This window comes from Lactobacillus sp. WILCCON 0059, assembly GCF_057197985.1.
In genome coordinates, this window is the sequence record NZ_JBUBHN010000001.1 from 1,229,928 (window position 1) to 1,244,777 (window position 14,850).

At 46.7% G+C, this 14,850-nt stretch carries 14 protein-coding genes; 1 reads left to right on the forward strand and 13 read right to left on the reverse strand.

Annotated elements, in window-relative coordinates; translation table 11 throughout:
• Positions 1 to 11: 11 nt before the first annotated feature.
• The 4 genes from ACYVUT_RS05880 to ACYVUT_RS05895 form a co-directional block, all read right to left on the reverse strand.
• Positions 12 to 452 carry a LytTR family DNA-binding domain-containing protein gene (locus tag ACYVUT_RS05880; RefSeq protein WP_484500280.1) on the reverse strand — a complete coding sequence of 147 codons (441 nt, stop codon included), beginning with the start codon at positions 450 to 452 and terminating at the stop codon, positions 12 to 14.
• Between the two features lie 144 nt (positions 453 to 596).
• Positions 597 to 1,382, reverse strand: a complete 786-nt coding sequence (locus tag ACYVUT_RS05885; protein WP_484501657.1) for an exonuclease domain-containing protein — start codon at positions 1,380 to 1,382, stop codon at positions 597 to 599.
• Positions 1,383 to 1,409: 27 nt separating this feature from the next.
• Positions 1,410 to 1,853, reverse strand: coding sequence for a DUF4256 domain-containing protein (locus ACYVUT_RS05890; RefSeq protein WP_484501658.1), 444 nt, complete (start codon positions 1,851 to 1,853; stop codon positions 1,410 to 1,412).
• A gap of 191 nt (positions 1,854 to 2,044) precedes the next feature.
• Positions 2,045 to 2,773, reverse strand: a complete 729-nt coding sequence (locus ACYVUT_RS05895) for a hypothetical protein (protein ID WP_484501659.1) — start codon at positions 2,771 to 2,773, stop codon at positions 2,045 to 2,047.
• Between the two features lie 93 nt (positions 2,774 to 2,866).
• Here ACYVUT_RS05895 and ACYVUT_RS05900 point away from each other — a divergent pair, with 93 nt between their 5' ends.
• Positions 2,867 to 3,442 carry a hypothetical protein gene (locus ACYVUT_RS05900; RefSeq protein ID WP_484499131.1) on the forward strand — a complete coding sequence of 192 codons (576 nt, stop codon included), beginning with the start codon at positions 2,867 to 2,869 and terminating at the stop codon, positions 3,440 to 3,442.
• A 1-nt stretch (position 3,443) separates the two neighbouring features.
• Here the strand turns inward: ACYVUT_RS05900 and ACYVUT_RS05905 are convergent, their stop codons facing one another.
• The 9 genes from ACYVUT_RS05905 to ACYVUT_RS05945 all read right to left on the reverse strand — a co-directional run bounded on the left by ACYVUT_RS05905 (position 3,444) and on the right by ACYVUT_RS05945 (position 14,824).
• Positions 3,444 to 4,013 (reverse strand): GNAT family N-acetyltransferase, encoded by a 570-nt coding sequence (locus ACYVUT_RS05905; protein WP_484501660.1) that lies wholly within the window; start codon positions 4,011 to 4,013, stop codon positions 3,444 to 3,446.
• Between the two features lie 129 nt (positions 4,014 to 4,142).
• Entirely contained in the window at positions 4,143 to 4,877 is a 735-nt protein-coding gene (locus tag ACYVUT_RS05910; RefSeq protein ID WP_484501661.1) for a DNA methyltransferase family protein, read from the reverse strand.
• Positions 4,877 to 9,340: an Eco57I restriction-modification methylase domain-containing protein gene (locus tag ACYVUT_RS05915; RefSeq protein ID WP_484501662.1), complete on the reverse strand. Its 4,464-nt coding sequence runs from the start codon at positions 9,338 to 9,340 to the stop codon at positions 4,877 to 4,879. Before ACYVUT_RS05915 ends, ACYVUT_RS05910 begins: the two co-directional genes overlap by 1 nt.
• A gap of 121 nt (positions 9,341 to 9,461) precedes the next feature.
• Positions 9,462 to 10,184 (reverse strand): Fic family protein, encoded by a 723-nt coding sequence (locus tag ACYVUT_RS05920; protein WP_484501663.1) that lies wholly within the window; start codon positions 10,182 to 10,184, stop codon positions 9,462 to 9,464.
• A gap of 309 nt (positions 10,185 to 10,493) precedes the next feature.
• Complete coding sequence (locus ACYVUT_RS05925) at positions 10,494 to 11,342, reverse strand: LD-carboxypeptidase (RefSeq protein ID WP_439774664.1); 849 nt, start codon at positions 11,340 to 11,342, stop codon at positions 10,494 to 10,496.
• Between the two features lie 46 nt (positions 11,343 to 11,388).
• The gene (locus tag ACYVUT_RS05930) at positions 11,389 to 12,813 is read right to left on the reverse strand and encodes an RsmB/NOP family class I SAM-dependent RNA methyltransferase (RefSeq protein WP_484501664.1); all 1,425 of its coding nucleotides are present in this window, start codon (positions 12,811 to 12,813) and stop codon (positions 11,389 to 11,391) included.
• A complete protein-coding gene (locus ACYVUT_RS05935; RefSeq protein ID WP_484501665.1) occupies positions 12,806 to 13,780 on the reverse strand; it encodes a hypothetical protein in 975 nt (324 codons plus the stop codon). The genes ACYVUT_RS05930 and ACYVUT_RS05935 overlap by 8 nt, the downstream gene beginning before the upstream one ends.
• Positions 13,780 to 14,520 (reverse strand): SAM-dependent methyltransferase, encoded by a 741-nt coding sequence (locus tag ACYVUT_RS05940; protein ID WP_484501666.1) that lies wholly within the window; start codon positions 14,518 to 14,520, stop codon positions 13,780 to 13,782. Before ACYVUT_RS05940 ends, ACYVUT_RS05935 begins: the two co-directional genes overlap by 1 nt.
• 106 nt (positions 14,521 to 14,626) lie before the next feature.
• A complete protein-coding gene (locus tag ACYVUT_RS05945; RefSeq protein WP_439774660.1) occupies positions 14,627 to 14,824 on the reverse strand; it encodes a hypothetical protein in 198 nt (65 codons plus the stop codon).
• Positions 14,825 to 14,850 lie beyond the last annotated feature (26 nt).

The window sequence follows — 14,850 nt, forward strand, 5'->3', positions numbered from 1 at the left end:
TTTATCCCCTCCTAAAGCCCCAAATACTGCTTAAAAGCGGGCAGGTATTTGCGGGAGATGTAATCAGACAGGCCATGCTCTAAGCGCAGAAACATGGTCCCGTTAAAAGATGCTTCGACGCTTTCCAGGCAAGTCAAGTTGACGACGGCTTGCTTGGAAATCTGCATGAAGTCCTGGCCCAGCTGCTGGTAAACCTCATACAGCCGCTTTCTGGAAAAATACTTGCCTTTTCCGGTGTAGATGACCGTATCCCCGCCTTCGACCCGGACAAGGATGACGTCACTAGGCTTGATGATGACCAGGCGGTCTTCCTGCTGGGCGATTAAAGGAGCAGAGCTGGCGCTGTTTTCCAGGAAAGCAACTACCCGCTCAACCTCTTCAGTCATTTTGTCGGTATAGATCACTGCCAGGGGCAAATCCTGGTCTTTATTCAGCTCAACTTTAACCTTCATGCTGCCCACCTTCTTTCTCTTTGGCTCGTTTGCAATATTATCGTATCGTTTTTTGCCGGTCTTGTCCCAGCTTTTCCGGCAAGATGCAAAAATTGCCCCCTAAGATGCAAATAGAGCCTCCAGGAAAAATCTGGAAGCTCTATTTCATTTCTGTAAAAGTGACATTAAGTCCTCATATCCAATCACTGCCGTACCTTTCTCAGCAGCTTTTTTGCACTTGCCAGTAACATGATCCAGCTCGCCCTTCAGCAAGTAGTCAGTCACGCCGGACACCGATCCGGTCACCTTGCCGCCATGACTTTGAATCAAGCTGGTCAACTCATATCTGGTTGCCTGGCGAAACTGGCCGGTAATCACAAAGCGCTGGCCAGCCAAGCAAGAGTCAACCTGCTTGGGGGTAAAATCGATTATCTCGGTGGCCTTAGCTAAATTGCCGTCTCTGAGATTTTGGTAAACGATATTGTTGGTGATACAGTCGCTGATAGCGATGTGGGAGTTGATCTTGATCCCGTAATAATCCTTTAGAGTCGACAGTCTGACGTTGGGGAGAGGATCTAGAAACAGGCCCCTCTTTTTGTAACTATTGGCCAAAAGCAAGGTATCCAGTTTCGGGTTAGCCAGCGGATAGCCGTTGTCAGCCAAAATGTGACAGTCAAAACTAAGTATATTATGGCCAACCAAAGTATCGTCGCCAATAAAGCCCAAAAAGTCTGGAATAACTTCATCAATCACTGGGGCAGCATCTGTTTGATAATTGCTGATGCCAGTCAGATGAGAGACATATTCATTGATTTTCTCCATGGGATTAACGTAAGTCGAGAACTTCGCCACGGTCTGGTCATCTCTGACCTTTAAGGCACCGATTTGGATGATCTTTTTCCCGGTTGTTTCCAAGTCAAAAACCGTGTAGTCATGCAGTTTAGGATTCATCTCTCCACTTCTTTCTGAAAAAATCTCCTACAAGACCAGCTTGGCCCTAAAGCCTCGGACCTTGTAGTAAGAGTCCGCCCCGTTGTGGTAGACAAAGACCGCCCCGTAGCGCTTTTCCGCAAAAAGTGCTCCTCCTTTTTCCCTGATTTCAGCAGGCGTCTTGATCCAGCAGCTGGTCTTCATATCAAAATCGCCAAGTGCCTGGAGCTGGCGATAATCTGCTTCATCCATCAAGGCCAAGCCATGTTCTGCCAGCATCTCTTCAGCGCTAGTTTCTGGCGGGAACTTCTTTCTCTTAAGCCGGGCTTCTTTGTCGTAGCAAACACTCCACCGACCAGCTGGCTCTTCTTTAGCGCAGTCAACAATGGCTAAACCGCTGTCTAAAGCAACAACATCAGGTTCGCCGCCGCTTTCTTCCATCCAGGCAAGCGCTGCTGTCTTATCAGAATCCAGCTTACAAAAAAACTTCATCCCAAGTAAGGCCTGGGTGCCGGTCCATATTAGCTAAGAATCTCTCTTTAAATTCGTCCATTTTTCACCTCAAACTAGCTCTTCTCCAGCAATCCAAAATGTTTAATCTACAAATATTATAACCAGTTCGGCATCCCCCAGGCAAAAATCGCCGCAAAAAAGCGGTCAGCTTACGCCAACCGCAAATTTGCCTAATCTAAGCTTCTTCCTGCCGCTTCAATCCAGTTGCCGAATTCAATTGCCAGATGAATCTTATGTCCTTCAACAATTTTCTTGGGCATCATCGAAGGAAAATTGATCTGCAGCTTTCCCTCCATCCCTCCTGGTATGTCTTTAAATTGGTGTAAGGCACCGCCAATTGCTTTGCCGGAATCATTTATGGCTGCCCCGGCGATCAGCCAAGGGTATTCTGGGTCAGCTTTTTTCAAAACATCATCATTGTTGGCAAAATCAATCACAGCTCTGGAAACAAAAGGTGAGCCGCCATATCTCTCATAGACCAGCTGCTTGCCGGAAGGGGACGTGTCAATTAAATAGTGGTCGGGATGTGCGGCTAGCATTGCCTTTTCATCATTGGCCGCGTTTACTGCTTCAAACCACTCCACGAATTCCTTGGCAGAAATGCCTTGAGCTCTCAATTCCAGGCAGCAGGGCTTGGCTGGCCCGTGGCTGGCTAAAAGCAGGATTTTCTCCATCCGCTTTGATCTGGCCACGTCACGCCTGCACAATTCTACAATTTTCTGATGACCCAATTCCAACTTCCGGGATAAAAGCAACCGCCGCATCTCTGCCAAATCGCCCTCTGGACTTATTCCCAAAAACTCTAAAGATTTCCTGGCCCGCTTGGCTTCTTCCCGCAACACAAAAGTCCAATCAAAACCTTGCTCCCCTGCCCGGTATGAAATAACAATTTCTCTCATTTGCCCTGCCTCGCTTTCAATTTTTCTATATCCTAGCACCGGCAAAATTACGATACAATAGTCTCATAACTTATAAGACAGTAGAGGTGGAAAATGTATCACATCAAAAAGGACAAGAGGATGTACAAGTCAGCAGACTTGCTCTACCAGGGGCTGGCAGCATGCTTAAAAAAAGAGGCTCTTGCGGAAATATCAATTGCTGACCTGCAGCGGGCTTCATCCGTCAGCCGGGCAACTTTTTACCGCTTGTTTGATCAGCCAATCGATATCTTGGCCTGGAAGTGCGACCAGATGTACAAAAAAGTCATGACTTCCTATGTTGAAAAGGAAAGCCATGACTCTGAAGAATATGAATTTTTGCACTATTTCTTTGCCTTCTGGCTAAAAGACGACAACGCTGAGATCTTGGAGGTCTTGATCAAGCTAAAGCGGTTTGACATTATCGCCAGCAGTCATTACCAAAACTCAGAGATCCTGCATGACTATTTCAAAGACCAATACCAAAAGCCCCTCCCAAATTACCATTACCACGTCTATATGCGGATTGGTGCCTTTGTGGCTTTATTGATTGCCTGGGTTTCAGACGGTAAAAAAGAGCAGCCGGACGAACTGGTTGACATTATCAAGTCAGACTTAGCTGCTTCTAGCGGCCAGCATGTGTTTATCTAGACTAAAAATTCATCTCTGGAAAAGGGATAATCTTGGGTGCGGGCACGGTGTGCTCGCCCAGCATCTTTTCCATCCAGACCATGTCATACCAGCGGTCAAATTTATAGCCGCACTGGTGGAAACGGCCTACAAATTTGTAGACTAAGTGCTCATGGAAACGAATGCTGTTGTCGTCTAAATACGGATCTTCTCCAATCGGAGCAGCGATGCAGGCGTTCAAGTTTAAAAAGCCCTGCTTCTTTAAGCAATCTTCCATCGCGTTATATAAGAATCTGCCAACATGCTGGTGACGGACATTAGCATTGACATAAATGGACAATTCCACGCTGTGGTCATAAGCAACCCGCTCTTTAAAGGGACTGGCGTATGCATAACCGACGATTTTGCCATCTCTAAGCGCCACAAGATAGGGATACTTTTTTAGCGTCCGTTTGATCCGGTCTTGGAATTCACTAACAGATGGCACTTCATCTTCAAAAGTGATTGCCGTTTTCTCTACGTATGGAGCATAGATTTCAAGCAATCTTTCTGCATCCCCAACTTGGGCAGCTCTTAGCTGTAATTCAGGCATAGGCATCTCCGTAAAAAATTCTAAAACGTACTTCTCAATACGTCTATTTTAGCATGAGGCAAAGGCTTAGGAAGAGACAGAAAATGCATCCCTGGCATGAAAGATCATACTTAGGGATGCATTTTTAGCTTATTCTTTGTTTGTATCAACTAATTCTTCTTTGTAGACGTCAACAATTTGAACAGGCTTATATTGGAGATAAGAATCCTTTGATTTTACCTCATGGGTATCTGGATCAAAATCAGTAAATAAGTCGAGCTGTGAATCCTCTGGTACGACTAAGCCATTATCTGTCTGCTCGCCTTCAACAATTGACTCAAAGGTCTGAGTTGTGCGCTTAACCCAAATCCGGCCATCTTGCTTATATGAAGCCCATTCACTGAAAATGATAGGCTGATCTTGAACGTTCTTATAGGTCAGAGTGTTGCCTTGAACCATATTGGCATAGATGATGGTTTTAGCGCTTTTCAAGACCTTACGCTTACCATGCTCTGGTTGCCCCTTTGCCTTGAGTCCCCGAAGGTAGTCGACTACAAAAGTTTGGTACATGTTGTGCCGAAGCATTTTATAGTTATCTTCCATCAACTCAATGCCGTAAAGAGATGAAAGTGCCAGCAAAATTCTATCTTCATAGCTATCAACTGAAGTACTGCCCTTAAGTGCTACCTGCATCTTACGAGTTAGAATTTCAGTTAAAAAAGCTCCCTCACCAGCTGATGGTTCAAGAAAAGTAGCAGTTAGGTCATTTACCTTAGCACTAATTTCCGGTTGATCCAGCATCAGATCAACTATGCGCTTTGGTGTAAAAACTTCACCGACATCCTTGACCCGATCTGCCGATTTGATCAATCGTTCATCAGTCATTAATCCATTGCCTGCACTTTCGTTTCGATAAAGTTGATTTCGTCCTCAGAGAGATTATATTTCTTGTAAAGTTGCTGATCAATCTCTGGGATTGACTTTGTCCAGTCGATATCAGAGTTAGGGGTAAAGTCTTGAAGAGGGACGTATTCCCACTTTGCTCTAGTATTATCTTGAGTTGTTTTCAGAACACCTAACATTACTCTAGCAAACTTGCTCTTGATATAACTCAAACAATTTGCGGCTTCAATTTTAGTCGAGAAATCACCAATTGAAATAAAAGTTTCAGTTGCCCCGATCAGGGGTTCCCCGATCAGGGGTTCCCCGATCAGGGGTGTTGTTAAAGTTTCACCTAACGAACCACTACCATTTGCTTTTGGTACAAAAACCTTATAGTGATAAAAGCTGTCTGGGACATCTTGATATAGTTTCCGCCCCCACCAATATTCACGCGTTCTATTAGATAGACCTAAAAATCTAACATAATCATCGTGCCCATCGCTTGGTTTCTCTTTAAAGAAAACTACATCTTTTAGAACTCTGAAGGCACCTGAACCAACATCTTTTTTGTGCCCCTTGGATTGTAACTGTTCTATCTGAGGGTAATCTGCCAAAGCTTTATCGGACAACTTATATACGCCACGCCCAGATATTATTTCTGATAGAGATCCGCTAATTTTGGGGAGAACTTTTTTTAGAATGCCATTTAGTTCTGGGAATGCAGTAAAAATTTCAATAGGCTCAAATTCTTGATGCGTATCTCTCAAAGAGACAGCAACTCCACCTTTTATATCAGTATGTGGGAAGATGTTGCTGCTGTTTGCTTCATACAAAACAACTTTGAAATGAGGATCATTCAAAATCTTCTTATTCCATTGCTTTGACGTACCACCCGCATTAAATAAGAATCTGGCCGGAGTGATCAGCGTAACCAAATCAGATAGCTTATATGAGAGATCCATAAAGTCGCTATAAATCGGTGCAGCATAGTTATCATTATCACCTGTTGCAGAATCTTGATATGGCGGATTACCGATCACGACGTCGAATTTCATGTTTCCAAATAGCCTCTCAATCTTTCTAGCTTCAGCATCAACGTCGGTCTTAGCGTCCTTAATAATATTTTCGACGTATTCCGCGTTAACATCCCAATCCGAATTATACCCTCTCAGAGTCCGGGTCGCGATTTCCTTTGCCATTGGTGTCTTAGCCACGACAAAGATGTTTTCTCGCAGAATCTTTTGCCAAATGAACTGCTCGTCGATCAAACTAAACTTACCAGCCATCTGATCATTCATCTTTTGGAATTCCTTCCAGTACAGGGATGCAGCAGCGAACAACGGATAAAGCCCAGTCTTGGCGTTGATCTCTAAAATGCGGGTATTCTCATGATAAACCCGCTCTGTATCTTCAGATGATACCCAGTGCATCGCTGATTTGCCATCAACGTATTGAGTCTCGTAATCGTCGTCATAATAAACAAGACCGCCAATCGTTTTACCCAAATGCATGTTAACCACGCGCCATGGCGTGAGCACGGTTTCCTTGTCAGGATTTCTAAAAGTCCCGAAAATATCTGCAATCTTCTCCACCCGGTCAAGTGGATCAGCTTTATCCAGCTCTTTAACGCGTCTTCTGATAATCTTACCAGCTTCTACAAAGATCTCCGCGTCGTAATACGGAATAAACTGCTTGAACATTTCTTTTGTCACGCCGGCTGGCATAAATTCCTGCCACGACACGTCGTCAACCCGGTTCATAAATTGCTGAATTGACACGTCTTCATCAAAGTCAATGTCCATCCCGTAGATCATCATCGGAATTCTAATCGAAATCCCGCGCAAGATTGAGATCAAAGCCCGCCGCTGACGCTTCAGAGCATTAACCTTGTCGATTGCTTCTTGCTCTTCTTTTGTCCGCTCTTTCGGCTTTTTCTTCTTGGCCTTTCTTGCAGTCTCTGACTCTTTATCGGTCAAACCTTGATTGTTGATGTCAATCTTTGTCTCTTGCTTTTCTTTCTTGGTCGTCCCAACAATCGCTTTAAGCTTATTGAACTTGTCAAGAATCTCCTGGCTCTCAATATTCAAGAGTTTGTCAGAGTAAATAGAATTGTCATCAAAACCAGACCTAACAGCTCTTTCCGCGTATGCCTTTTTAAGCTTGGTCAGCAAGGTGTTTACGTTGTAAACCTGCATCTTGTTGCCCTTCTCACCAATAATTGGCAAGAAGTTAAGCAACTTGGTCATCCGCTCTTCCTGTTCACCGCTATTCAGCTTACCAGCACCAGTCGACAAACTGCTTGCTTCGGCCATAACTGTCAAAGCCCGGTCCGGTGCAAAGTCGAAAATGTAGCAATTGGTCTTCTGACCGAAGGTTTCTGACGCATATGGGGTTTGCGCTCTAAAGGCCGCCTGCAGATACTGCATGGCACTGTTGGTGTTTGACAAGAACAAGACACCCGTCCAAGGCTTAATCGTTACCCCTGTGGTCATCTTCCGCACAGTCAAGGTAATCGTCTTAGTCCTTGCTGGATCTGGATCCATCGCTCTGTTAACGCGTTCTACATCGCTTTGACTGGCTTCTTCATCAGCCGACTTGTCTCCGCGAACCACGTTAATTACTTTGTAGCCTTCTTCATGGAAGACCGTGCCTGGTTCATTAAGCAAGTCTTCTAAGGCGTTACATTCCTTAATCCCCGGCAGAATCCATAAAGTATGCCGCAAGTTGTTCCGGAAAGTCCGGTTGGCAAATGGATAGTTGGTTGGACCAGGTGAAGTAATGTTCTTTAAGAACTGGCGGACATTCTTCTCATGCACAAACTTGCCATTCTCATCCGTCCGGAAGAATTCCTTGAAGTTAAATGAGTATCTCCCTAAGCCATCCCCGGTAAAGTTGATGTCTTTAAAGTGATCGCTCATTTCAAAGGTGTACATGGAAACCTTTGGCAGGGTAGCGTATGGGTTGACTTCATTCGGGTGCTCTTCTGACCAGGCCAGCTTAGCTTCCTGCTCCATGGTGTAGTCCCAAGTGAAGATCTGCTCTTCGTCATAGTCTGATAGCAGGTTGAACGGAGTACCAGACAGTTCCAAAAGCTTGGTAGTCCGCTTATTGCTTAACACGGCATCAAGTACGTTCTGTGCTAAGTCAGTCTGCGTCCCTTCATGGGCTTCATCGACAATGACCAAGTCCCAGGCAACTGAGAAAACATCATGGTTCTTGTCACTGACCTTGCCACCGATTTCCGTTGAACCCCGCAGGTCTTGAATGGAAGCAAAGTAAACGTATGGCTTGCCTAAGTTTTCCAGCTCCTCAACTGATCTGTGGCCCCGGTTTCTAGAACCGTAGAGATAGCCAGCCTTGGTCATGCCGATCTTGTTAAAGTCGTCAAACCAACCCTCGTTAACCACTGGCCGGTGGGTCATAATGAGGACCTTCTTGTACTTAGATTCTTTTACTAAGCTTAAGGCAGTGATGGTCTTACCAAAGCGCATCTTTGCGTTCCAAAGCATACGGTTGTAGTGCTTGTATGCGGCCTTGGTCTTGTCAATCGCATCCCTCTGCTCTGGTCTAAGAGTGATCTTAACTTCAATTGGCTTCTGCTGCTTAGGAGTTTTGTTATCAAGCTCAATGGCACTCTTGCCATCTTTGACCGCCTGAATGGCCTTTTTGGCAGTTTCAAGATCAACCTTATACCACTCATCGCCTTCTAGCCCTTCAGCATGCTTGATCCCTGACCGCTCTAAGACCTCATGAACTGCCTCATCCCCAAACCATCTCTTGGTTACTGGTGAGTAGCCCAATTCAGCCCATTCAACAACGTATGGTACACCACCAGTTCTCATATACTGCTTAATTCGCTTATCAGCCCGGTCACGCAGATAATCGCTGTTAGGTCTTAAATCGTTGTTAAAGTCCTCTTCAATAGATGCCTTACCAACTTTTCTTGCCCCAATATAAGCCGGCCAATTGCCACTTGAATTGTCAGCAGTTTGAATGTAAATCAATCTTCTCTCAGAAGATGTGTAGTTTGTTTCCAGTTCTGGCTCATTAAACTTGCTATGAGTATCAACATGAACGTCATAATACTTGTTAGCAAACTCAGCCAGCAAGAACCAGATATTCTTCAGTTCAGTTAAACCAGTGTCTTTAGTAGCAGTTTCTTCAAGGGCGTGTGCTTGAACGTTCCCGCTTCGCTTAACCTCGTAGAAAACATTGATCGCCCGGTCGGTTACGTAAGCGCCACGCTTGAGTCTGCTCAAGTTATCGTTAAATGTTGACCGCTCATCAACCTGCAAGTATTCTAGATCCATGATATCCCTTGCAAGCTGCTCAGCAATTTTTCTGACGTTGACTACCTCTTCAGAATAAAGTCCTCTGGCATACAGCATTTCAGCCCGCACTGCATTGACATAATATTTCTTGAAGTCAGGCTCATCGCCGTTTAAAAAGTCAAAATTACTCTTCATTTTCCCTTACCTCTAATTAGCTATTTACCATTATAAAGTAAGAAAGCAATTTTGGCGATACAGCCTAAAAAAGGCTAGTACTAACAACAGTACTAGCCTAACCTTATTTTCTCTATCTTCTTTACTCCAGCCCCAGCCATTTTCTGTTTCTTTCCTCAATCTCCCGGGTCTTGTCCATAGTCAAACCGCCCGGCATGATCCCAACCGAGGTCTGGTACAAGAAGTCATTCAAGTCATCTTGCTGCCCGGTCTCATAGAATTCAACCAGCTTGTGCCAAAAGTTTTCACGCTCATCAACCGGGACCGCCAGCATGGCCGCGTTATTTTGCACAAAAACATGGTTGGCCACCAGCTGGGCAGTCCTCTTGTTGCCATCATTGAACCACTGCTCTCTAGTAATATGACCAAACAAATAGAAGCCTTGTTTGATGGGATGTTCGATTTTCTTTGCCAGCCGCAACACTTCTTCAATCTTCCCAATATCTGGCATCCCCGGCCTATAATCCGTCCCCGTAATCTTCACCGGGTAACTTCTGATTTCTCCAGCCCCCTCAAACAAGCTTCCCCCGATAATCCGGTTGTATTCCTTCACCAGATCCAAGTCAACTGGCCGGTCAAGGTTGGCCAGCATGAACTCCATAGCCAGCTTCAGATTGTGCACGGTAATGACTTCCTTAACGGTCATCCCTTCACTTGCTTTGCCCTTGCAGATCATCTTGACCTCCGGCAGGCCAATTCCTTCAACCAGTTCCGTATTGGCGATCTTCCAAACTATATCTGGTAAAAGCCTCTTTACTCCGTCAACCGCCAAATCCCGGTCAACCAGTCTGTATTCGTATTCCATAATCTTCTCCGCTCAAGAAAGAAAACGCGGTCCCGGCTCCTGCCGGGTCCGCGCTTATTTTCCGCCCGTTAAACCCCGAAACGATGGTTGTGTTTCAACCAGTCCTTGACCACTTCCTTGCATACGGCATAAATGCCGATCAAAAGAACGGTCGCAATCAACAATGCAAACATTTCCTCTGGATAGATAGAAACGACGATTGCAAATACAACGAATGCTACAAAGCATACCAACAAGTCAATAATCTTCTCGCTAAGCATCATAATCACCCGATTTCTACGGGACCTAGCGGGCGGGTTTATACTTTTATTATACGCCAGCTTCCTGGAAAATGCACTCTTGCCCCAGCCTAATCGCCTTAGCATCTGGCCGGTGGCCAATAAATTCAGTCCTGGCAATTGGAACATTTGCCGGCAGCAGGTCCAAGAGAATTTCTGCTGGCAAATGACTTGCTTTTAACCTGTCCAGCTCACTAAAGGTGCCGAGCAAAACACCGCTGATCTGGTCAAAAATCCCGGTCTCCCGGCACTGTTCAAGTAGACTAGCCACCAATTCTGGCCGGCCCCGGTAAGCTTCCAGCAACAAAATGCTGCCTGTAAAATCCGGCCAGTAGGGCGTCCCTGCCAGCTTCAGCAGGCAGCGCAGGTTGCCCCCGTAGACTGGACCTGCCATTTTACTGCCTCGGACAAAAGTTACGTCTAGCTCACCGAGCTCTTTTGCTACTTCTTTTCCAGCCAGCAAGCGGTCAAAGTAGCCGCTTTTCAGCAAATCCTTGTTGACCAGGCAGTTGCGCAGCTGGAAGTTGACCGCCTTGTTGCCGTTTTTAGCCAGGGCTGTCAAGATCGTGGTCAAATCGCTGTAGCCGTAAAAGACAGCCTGGCTGCCTTTGATCTTGCCTAGATCCAAATGTCCTAAAACAGTATTAGCCAAGTCCCCGCCAGAGATGTCAAAAATATGTCCCATCTCCGGATCTAAGAAGAAGCCCTCCAGTTCCCGGGCCCGCTTTTCTCCCCGGCCAATTAAAGTGTCATCGGTCAAAAATTCACTGACTTCGACTTCCAGTCCCCGGTCTTCCAAAATCTTAACCAATTGGTCAACAACTGGCAGATATGCTTCTTTTAAAGGATTTGAACACCCGACCAAGGCTGCCTTCATTATGCCATCTCCTTTTTTCACATAAGCAAAATTATGTAAAGCTGACCTTCTATTGCCGCAAGCCCTTAGGATAGTAGTTCTTCAGCTGCCCTTTGCCAGATAATTTCCCAAAGCTGAAAATCATCCCCCGGCAGGAAACCAAGACAAAGCCCTTCAAACTGGAGTTAACTTGCAGGCTTTCCCCATGCAGGTAGTGGTCATATTCTTCTTCAGTCAGGTCAACCACTCTTTCCTGGTCAACCTGCCCTAAAACTTCCGCCAGCTGGTGGCTTGGCTCAAAGCGCTTCTTCTTCAAGATTCCCAGTTCCAGGCCGTTGTTCAAAACCTTGATCCCCTTTAATCTATCGGGCGCAAGCGCCGGCACAAAGACGTGATCCTGGCTCTTCAGCATCTGGCTAGGCCAGGAAGCTAAACTTTCCGGCCAGTTGAAGCCGGCAATGGCTTCACTGATATAGCCGGATTCTTCCTTGCCCGGCCGCTCCAAGCTGTTTTTATCTTCTCTCTTCTTGCCTTTGCCCTTTTTCTTCTTATCCTTGTTTTTTCTGGCAGGAGAAAAAGCTTCTGCTGCTTCTGCTTCATAGCTTTCTTCGCCAGCAGCCTTTTGCAGACTGGCCACGAATTGGCCTTCACCGACTCCGTCTTGCGGCCAAAAGCGGGCGCACTGCTTTAAACTAGCATCCCCGTTGCCCCATTCCGGTCTGCCGGCCGCTGCTTTATCAGCCTTTATTGGCAAAACTTTAAAGCCGCATTCATCCATCAGCCAGCTGACGATCTCCTCGTCTTCTTCTGGTGAAAAGGTGCAAGTCGAATAAAGCAAATAGCCACCTGGCTTCAGCATCTTGACCGCTTCAGTCAAAATTTCCCTTTGCCGGTCAGCACAGAGGGCGACATTCTCCTGGCTCCAGTACTTGATGGCGTCATCGCTCTTTCTGAACATCCCTTCCCCGCTGCATGGCGCGTCGACTAAGATCGCGTCAAAAAAGCCCGGGAAACGACTGCTCAAGGCAAAAGAATCGCAGTTGGTGACGACAGCGTTAGCTACGCCCCACCGCTCCAGGTTTTCCCGCAAAATTTTGGCCCGGGAAGGCGAGATTTCATTGGCTACCAGCAGCCCTTGACCTTCAAGTTTCTGGGCTAAAGCCGTACTCTTCCCGCCGGGAGCCGCGCACAAGTCTAAGACCTTGTCGCCGGGCTTAACCGGAATCGCTTGCGCCGGGAACATGGCCGCCGGGTCTTGCGAGTAAACCAGGCCAGCAGTCCATTCCGGGTCCTTGCCGGAAACTTCACCGTAATAAGCCTTAGGGATGCCGGGTACTGGCTCATCTTGCGGATAAGTGACTGCACCCATCTTTAATGTATTGATCCGGTAGGCCTTCTTGCTTGGCTCTTTTAAAGATTCAAGCAGCTTGCCTGCTTCTTCCTGGCCAAGCAGGCGGGTAAATTTTTCTTTAAACTGGGCTGGAATCTCAAGCATCCGCCTTTTTCCCCTTTCTGTACAGATAAACTATCATCGCGACATAAACCGCCAGTTCAACCACGACTGTTCCCAGCAAAAGCAGGGCCAAAATGCTCCGGTTGCCGTAGTAGGCCTTCCACACCAAGAGGAAGTAGGAGGCAAAGCCTTCCAGCACCATAAAGACGATAAAGCGCCCGCTCCGGTTCAAGAGGAGGTTGGACAAAAGATCCCCTTTTACGTGGCTCATGTCCGCCTCTTTCCAGGTCAGCCAGGCAATCAGGCACATCAAAAGGCCCCCGACTCCCAGCAAAAAGAGGATCAAGATAGCTTCCGGCATGAGCAGCGTCAATCTTCTTTGCCTCCCTCGCTTGACAAAGTCCGGCCAGTAGGTCTCACTCTTCAAGTGACTGGCGATCTTGCCAATCGTCTGGCTGCTGGCGTCAACGTACAAGGTAAAGTGGTTCATCCGGCTTTGCCCGGTTTCCTGGTTAACTCCAGTCGTTAGGTAGTAGGCCTTGCTGGACTGATATGGAACAGCTTTAAGGCTGCCGACAACTGAGTAGTACTGGCCATTGGCAATCAAGTAAGTATTGCCCTGAGTCCTAATCTGGGAAGCGGCTGAAGAGGGAGAGACCGCCGCAATGGTGACCTGCCCCTTGAAGTCGTCTTCACTGAAAAAGCGGCCGCTTGAAACAGGGAAATAGTTGAGGTCACGGTTTTGCGACCAAACCAGAACCTGGTTCTTGTCTTCCTTGCTCTTGAACTGCATCTGGATGCTTTCCTTAGGGAATTCCTTCTTGACCCATTTAAGGAAGGAGGCAATCGTCATCGTCTTTTTGGGCTTGACGATCCGGGCCTCCATGCTCATCCCCTGCGCCTGCAAAATTTGGTCAGCCAGCTGTGACTGCATGTTAGAACAGACTATCCCGATCATGATGAAGAGGAAAAAGGTGGACAAGATAACAAAAAGTTTGTGCCTTTTCATCAGCTCACCTCAAAAAATTTTTCCTTGATGAAGTCGTATGATTTGAAACTGCGGTTGATCTTTCTGAGTTCACTTGATCTGGCAAAATGCTTTTTGGTCCAAAATCCCGGCGAGTTGGTGACTCCTTTTTCCCCGATAAACAAGAGCCGGGCCGCTGGAGCATAGTGCTGCTTGGCGGCAATGAGTTCCAGATCAGCCTTGCCGAAATTCGGGGCCCAGGAGCAAAGAATCAAGTCGCAAGCCGCGTACTTCATGATTGCCTGGTCAGCCGGCAGGTTTTCAACCCGATAAAAAGGCTTCTTGCCGGTCTGGGAGCTCTTGGACCATTCTAAAGAGTCCGTAGCCCAAACTTGGATTCCGGCCTCGCTTAAGGCTTTAGACCAGTATGCGTTGCCGGCCATGACTTCCAGGGCAGTTTCAACCCCTAATTCATCTCTGATCAACTGGGCCGTCTCCATGTTGGGCAGAGACCAGATCCCATATTCCAGGGACAGGTACTGGCGGACATTGTTGAGCAGGTTGTTTAAAGCCCGCAGGTCCTTGATCTGGCTTTCAGACAAGTCCCAGGTCATTTCAGCAAAACGCTCATCACTGATGCCCAAGCTTTCCGGCGCGAAAAGCAGCATCCGCTGGCTGGATACGCACTCGTCGATCATTTTGATCTCTTTCACTTGCCGGTCTAATTCAGGATCAGCAAATTCTTTGGCTAAAGCAGAAATTTTTTCAATAAATTGTGTCATATGTATTCCTCACCAGTTGATTTTATCATTTACTTGGCGTTTGAGGTAGCCCGGACGATTGCAAAAAAAGACCCGGCTTTTTGCCAGGTCTAAACGATTCAATTACTTACAGATCTGCCGCCAGGTCGGCCATTTCTTCGTCGACCCCGTTGGCCAGCAGCATGTCACGCGTCTCAAGCTTAGCTGCATTTTTCTTTTGCACCGGCTTTGGAGCCGCAAGACCAGTTGCCTGCTCGGTCATCTTGCTGCTGACGCCATTGGCAATCATGGTGTCCATCAGCATGCTTTCTTCCTTGCTTCTCATTTTAACCAGCCCTTCTTTCTGTAAAG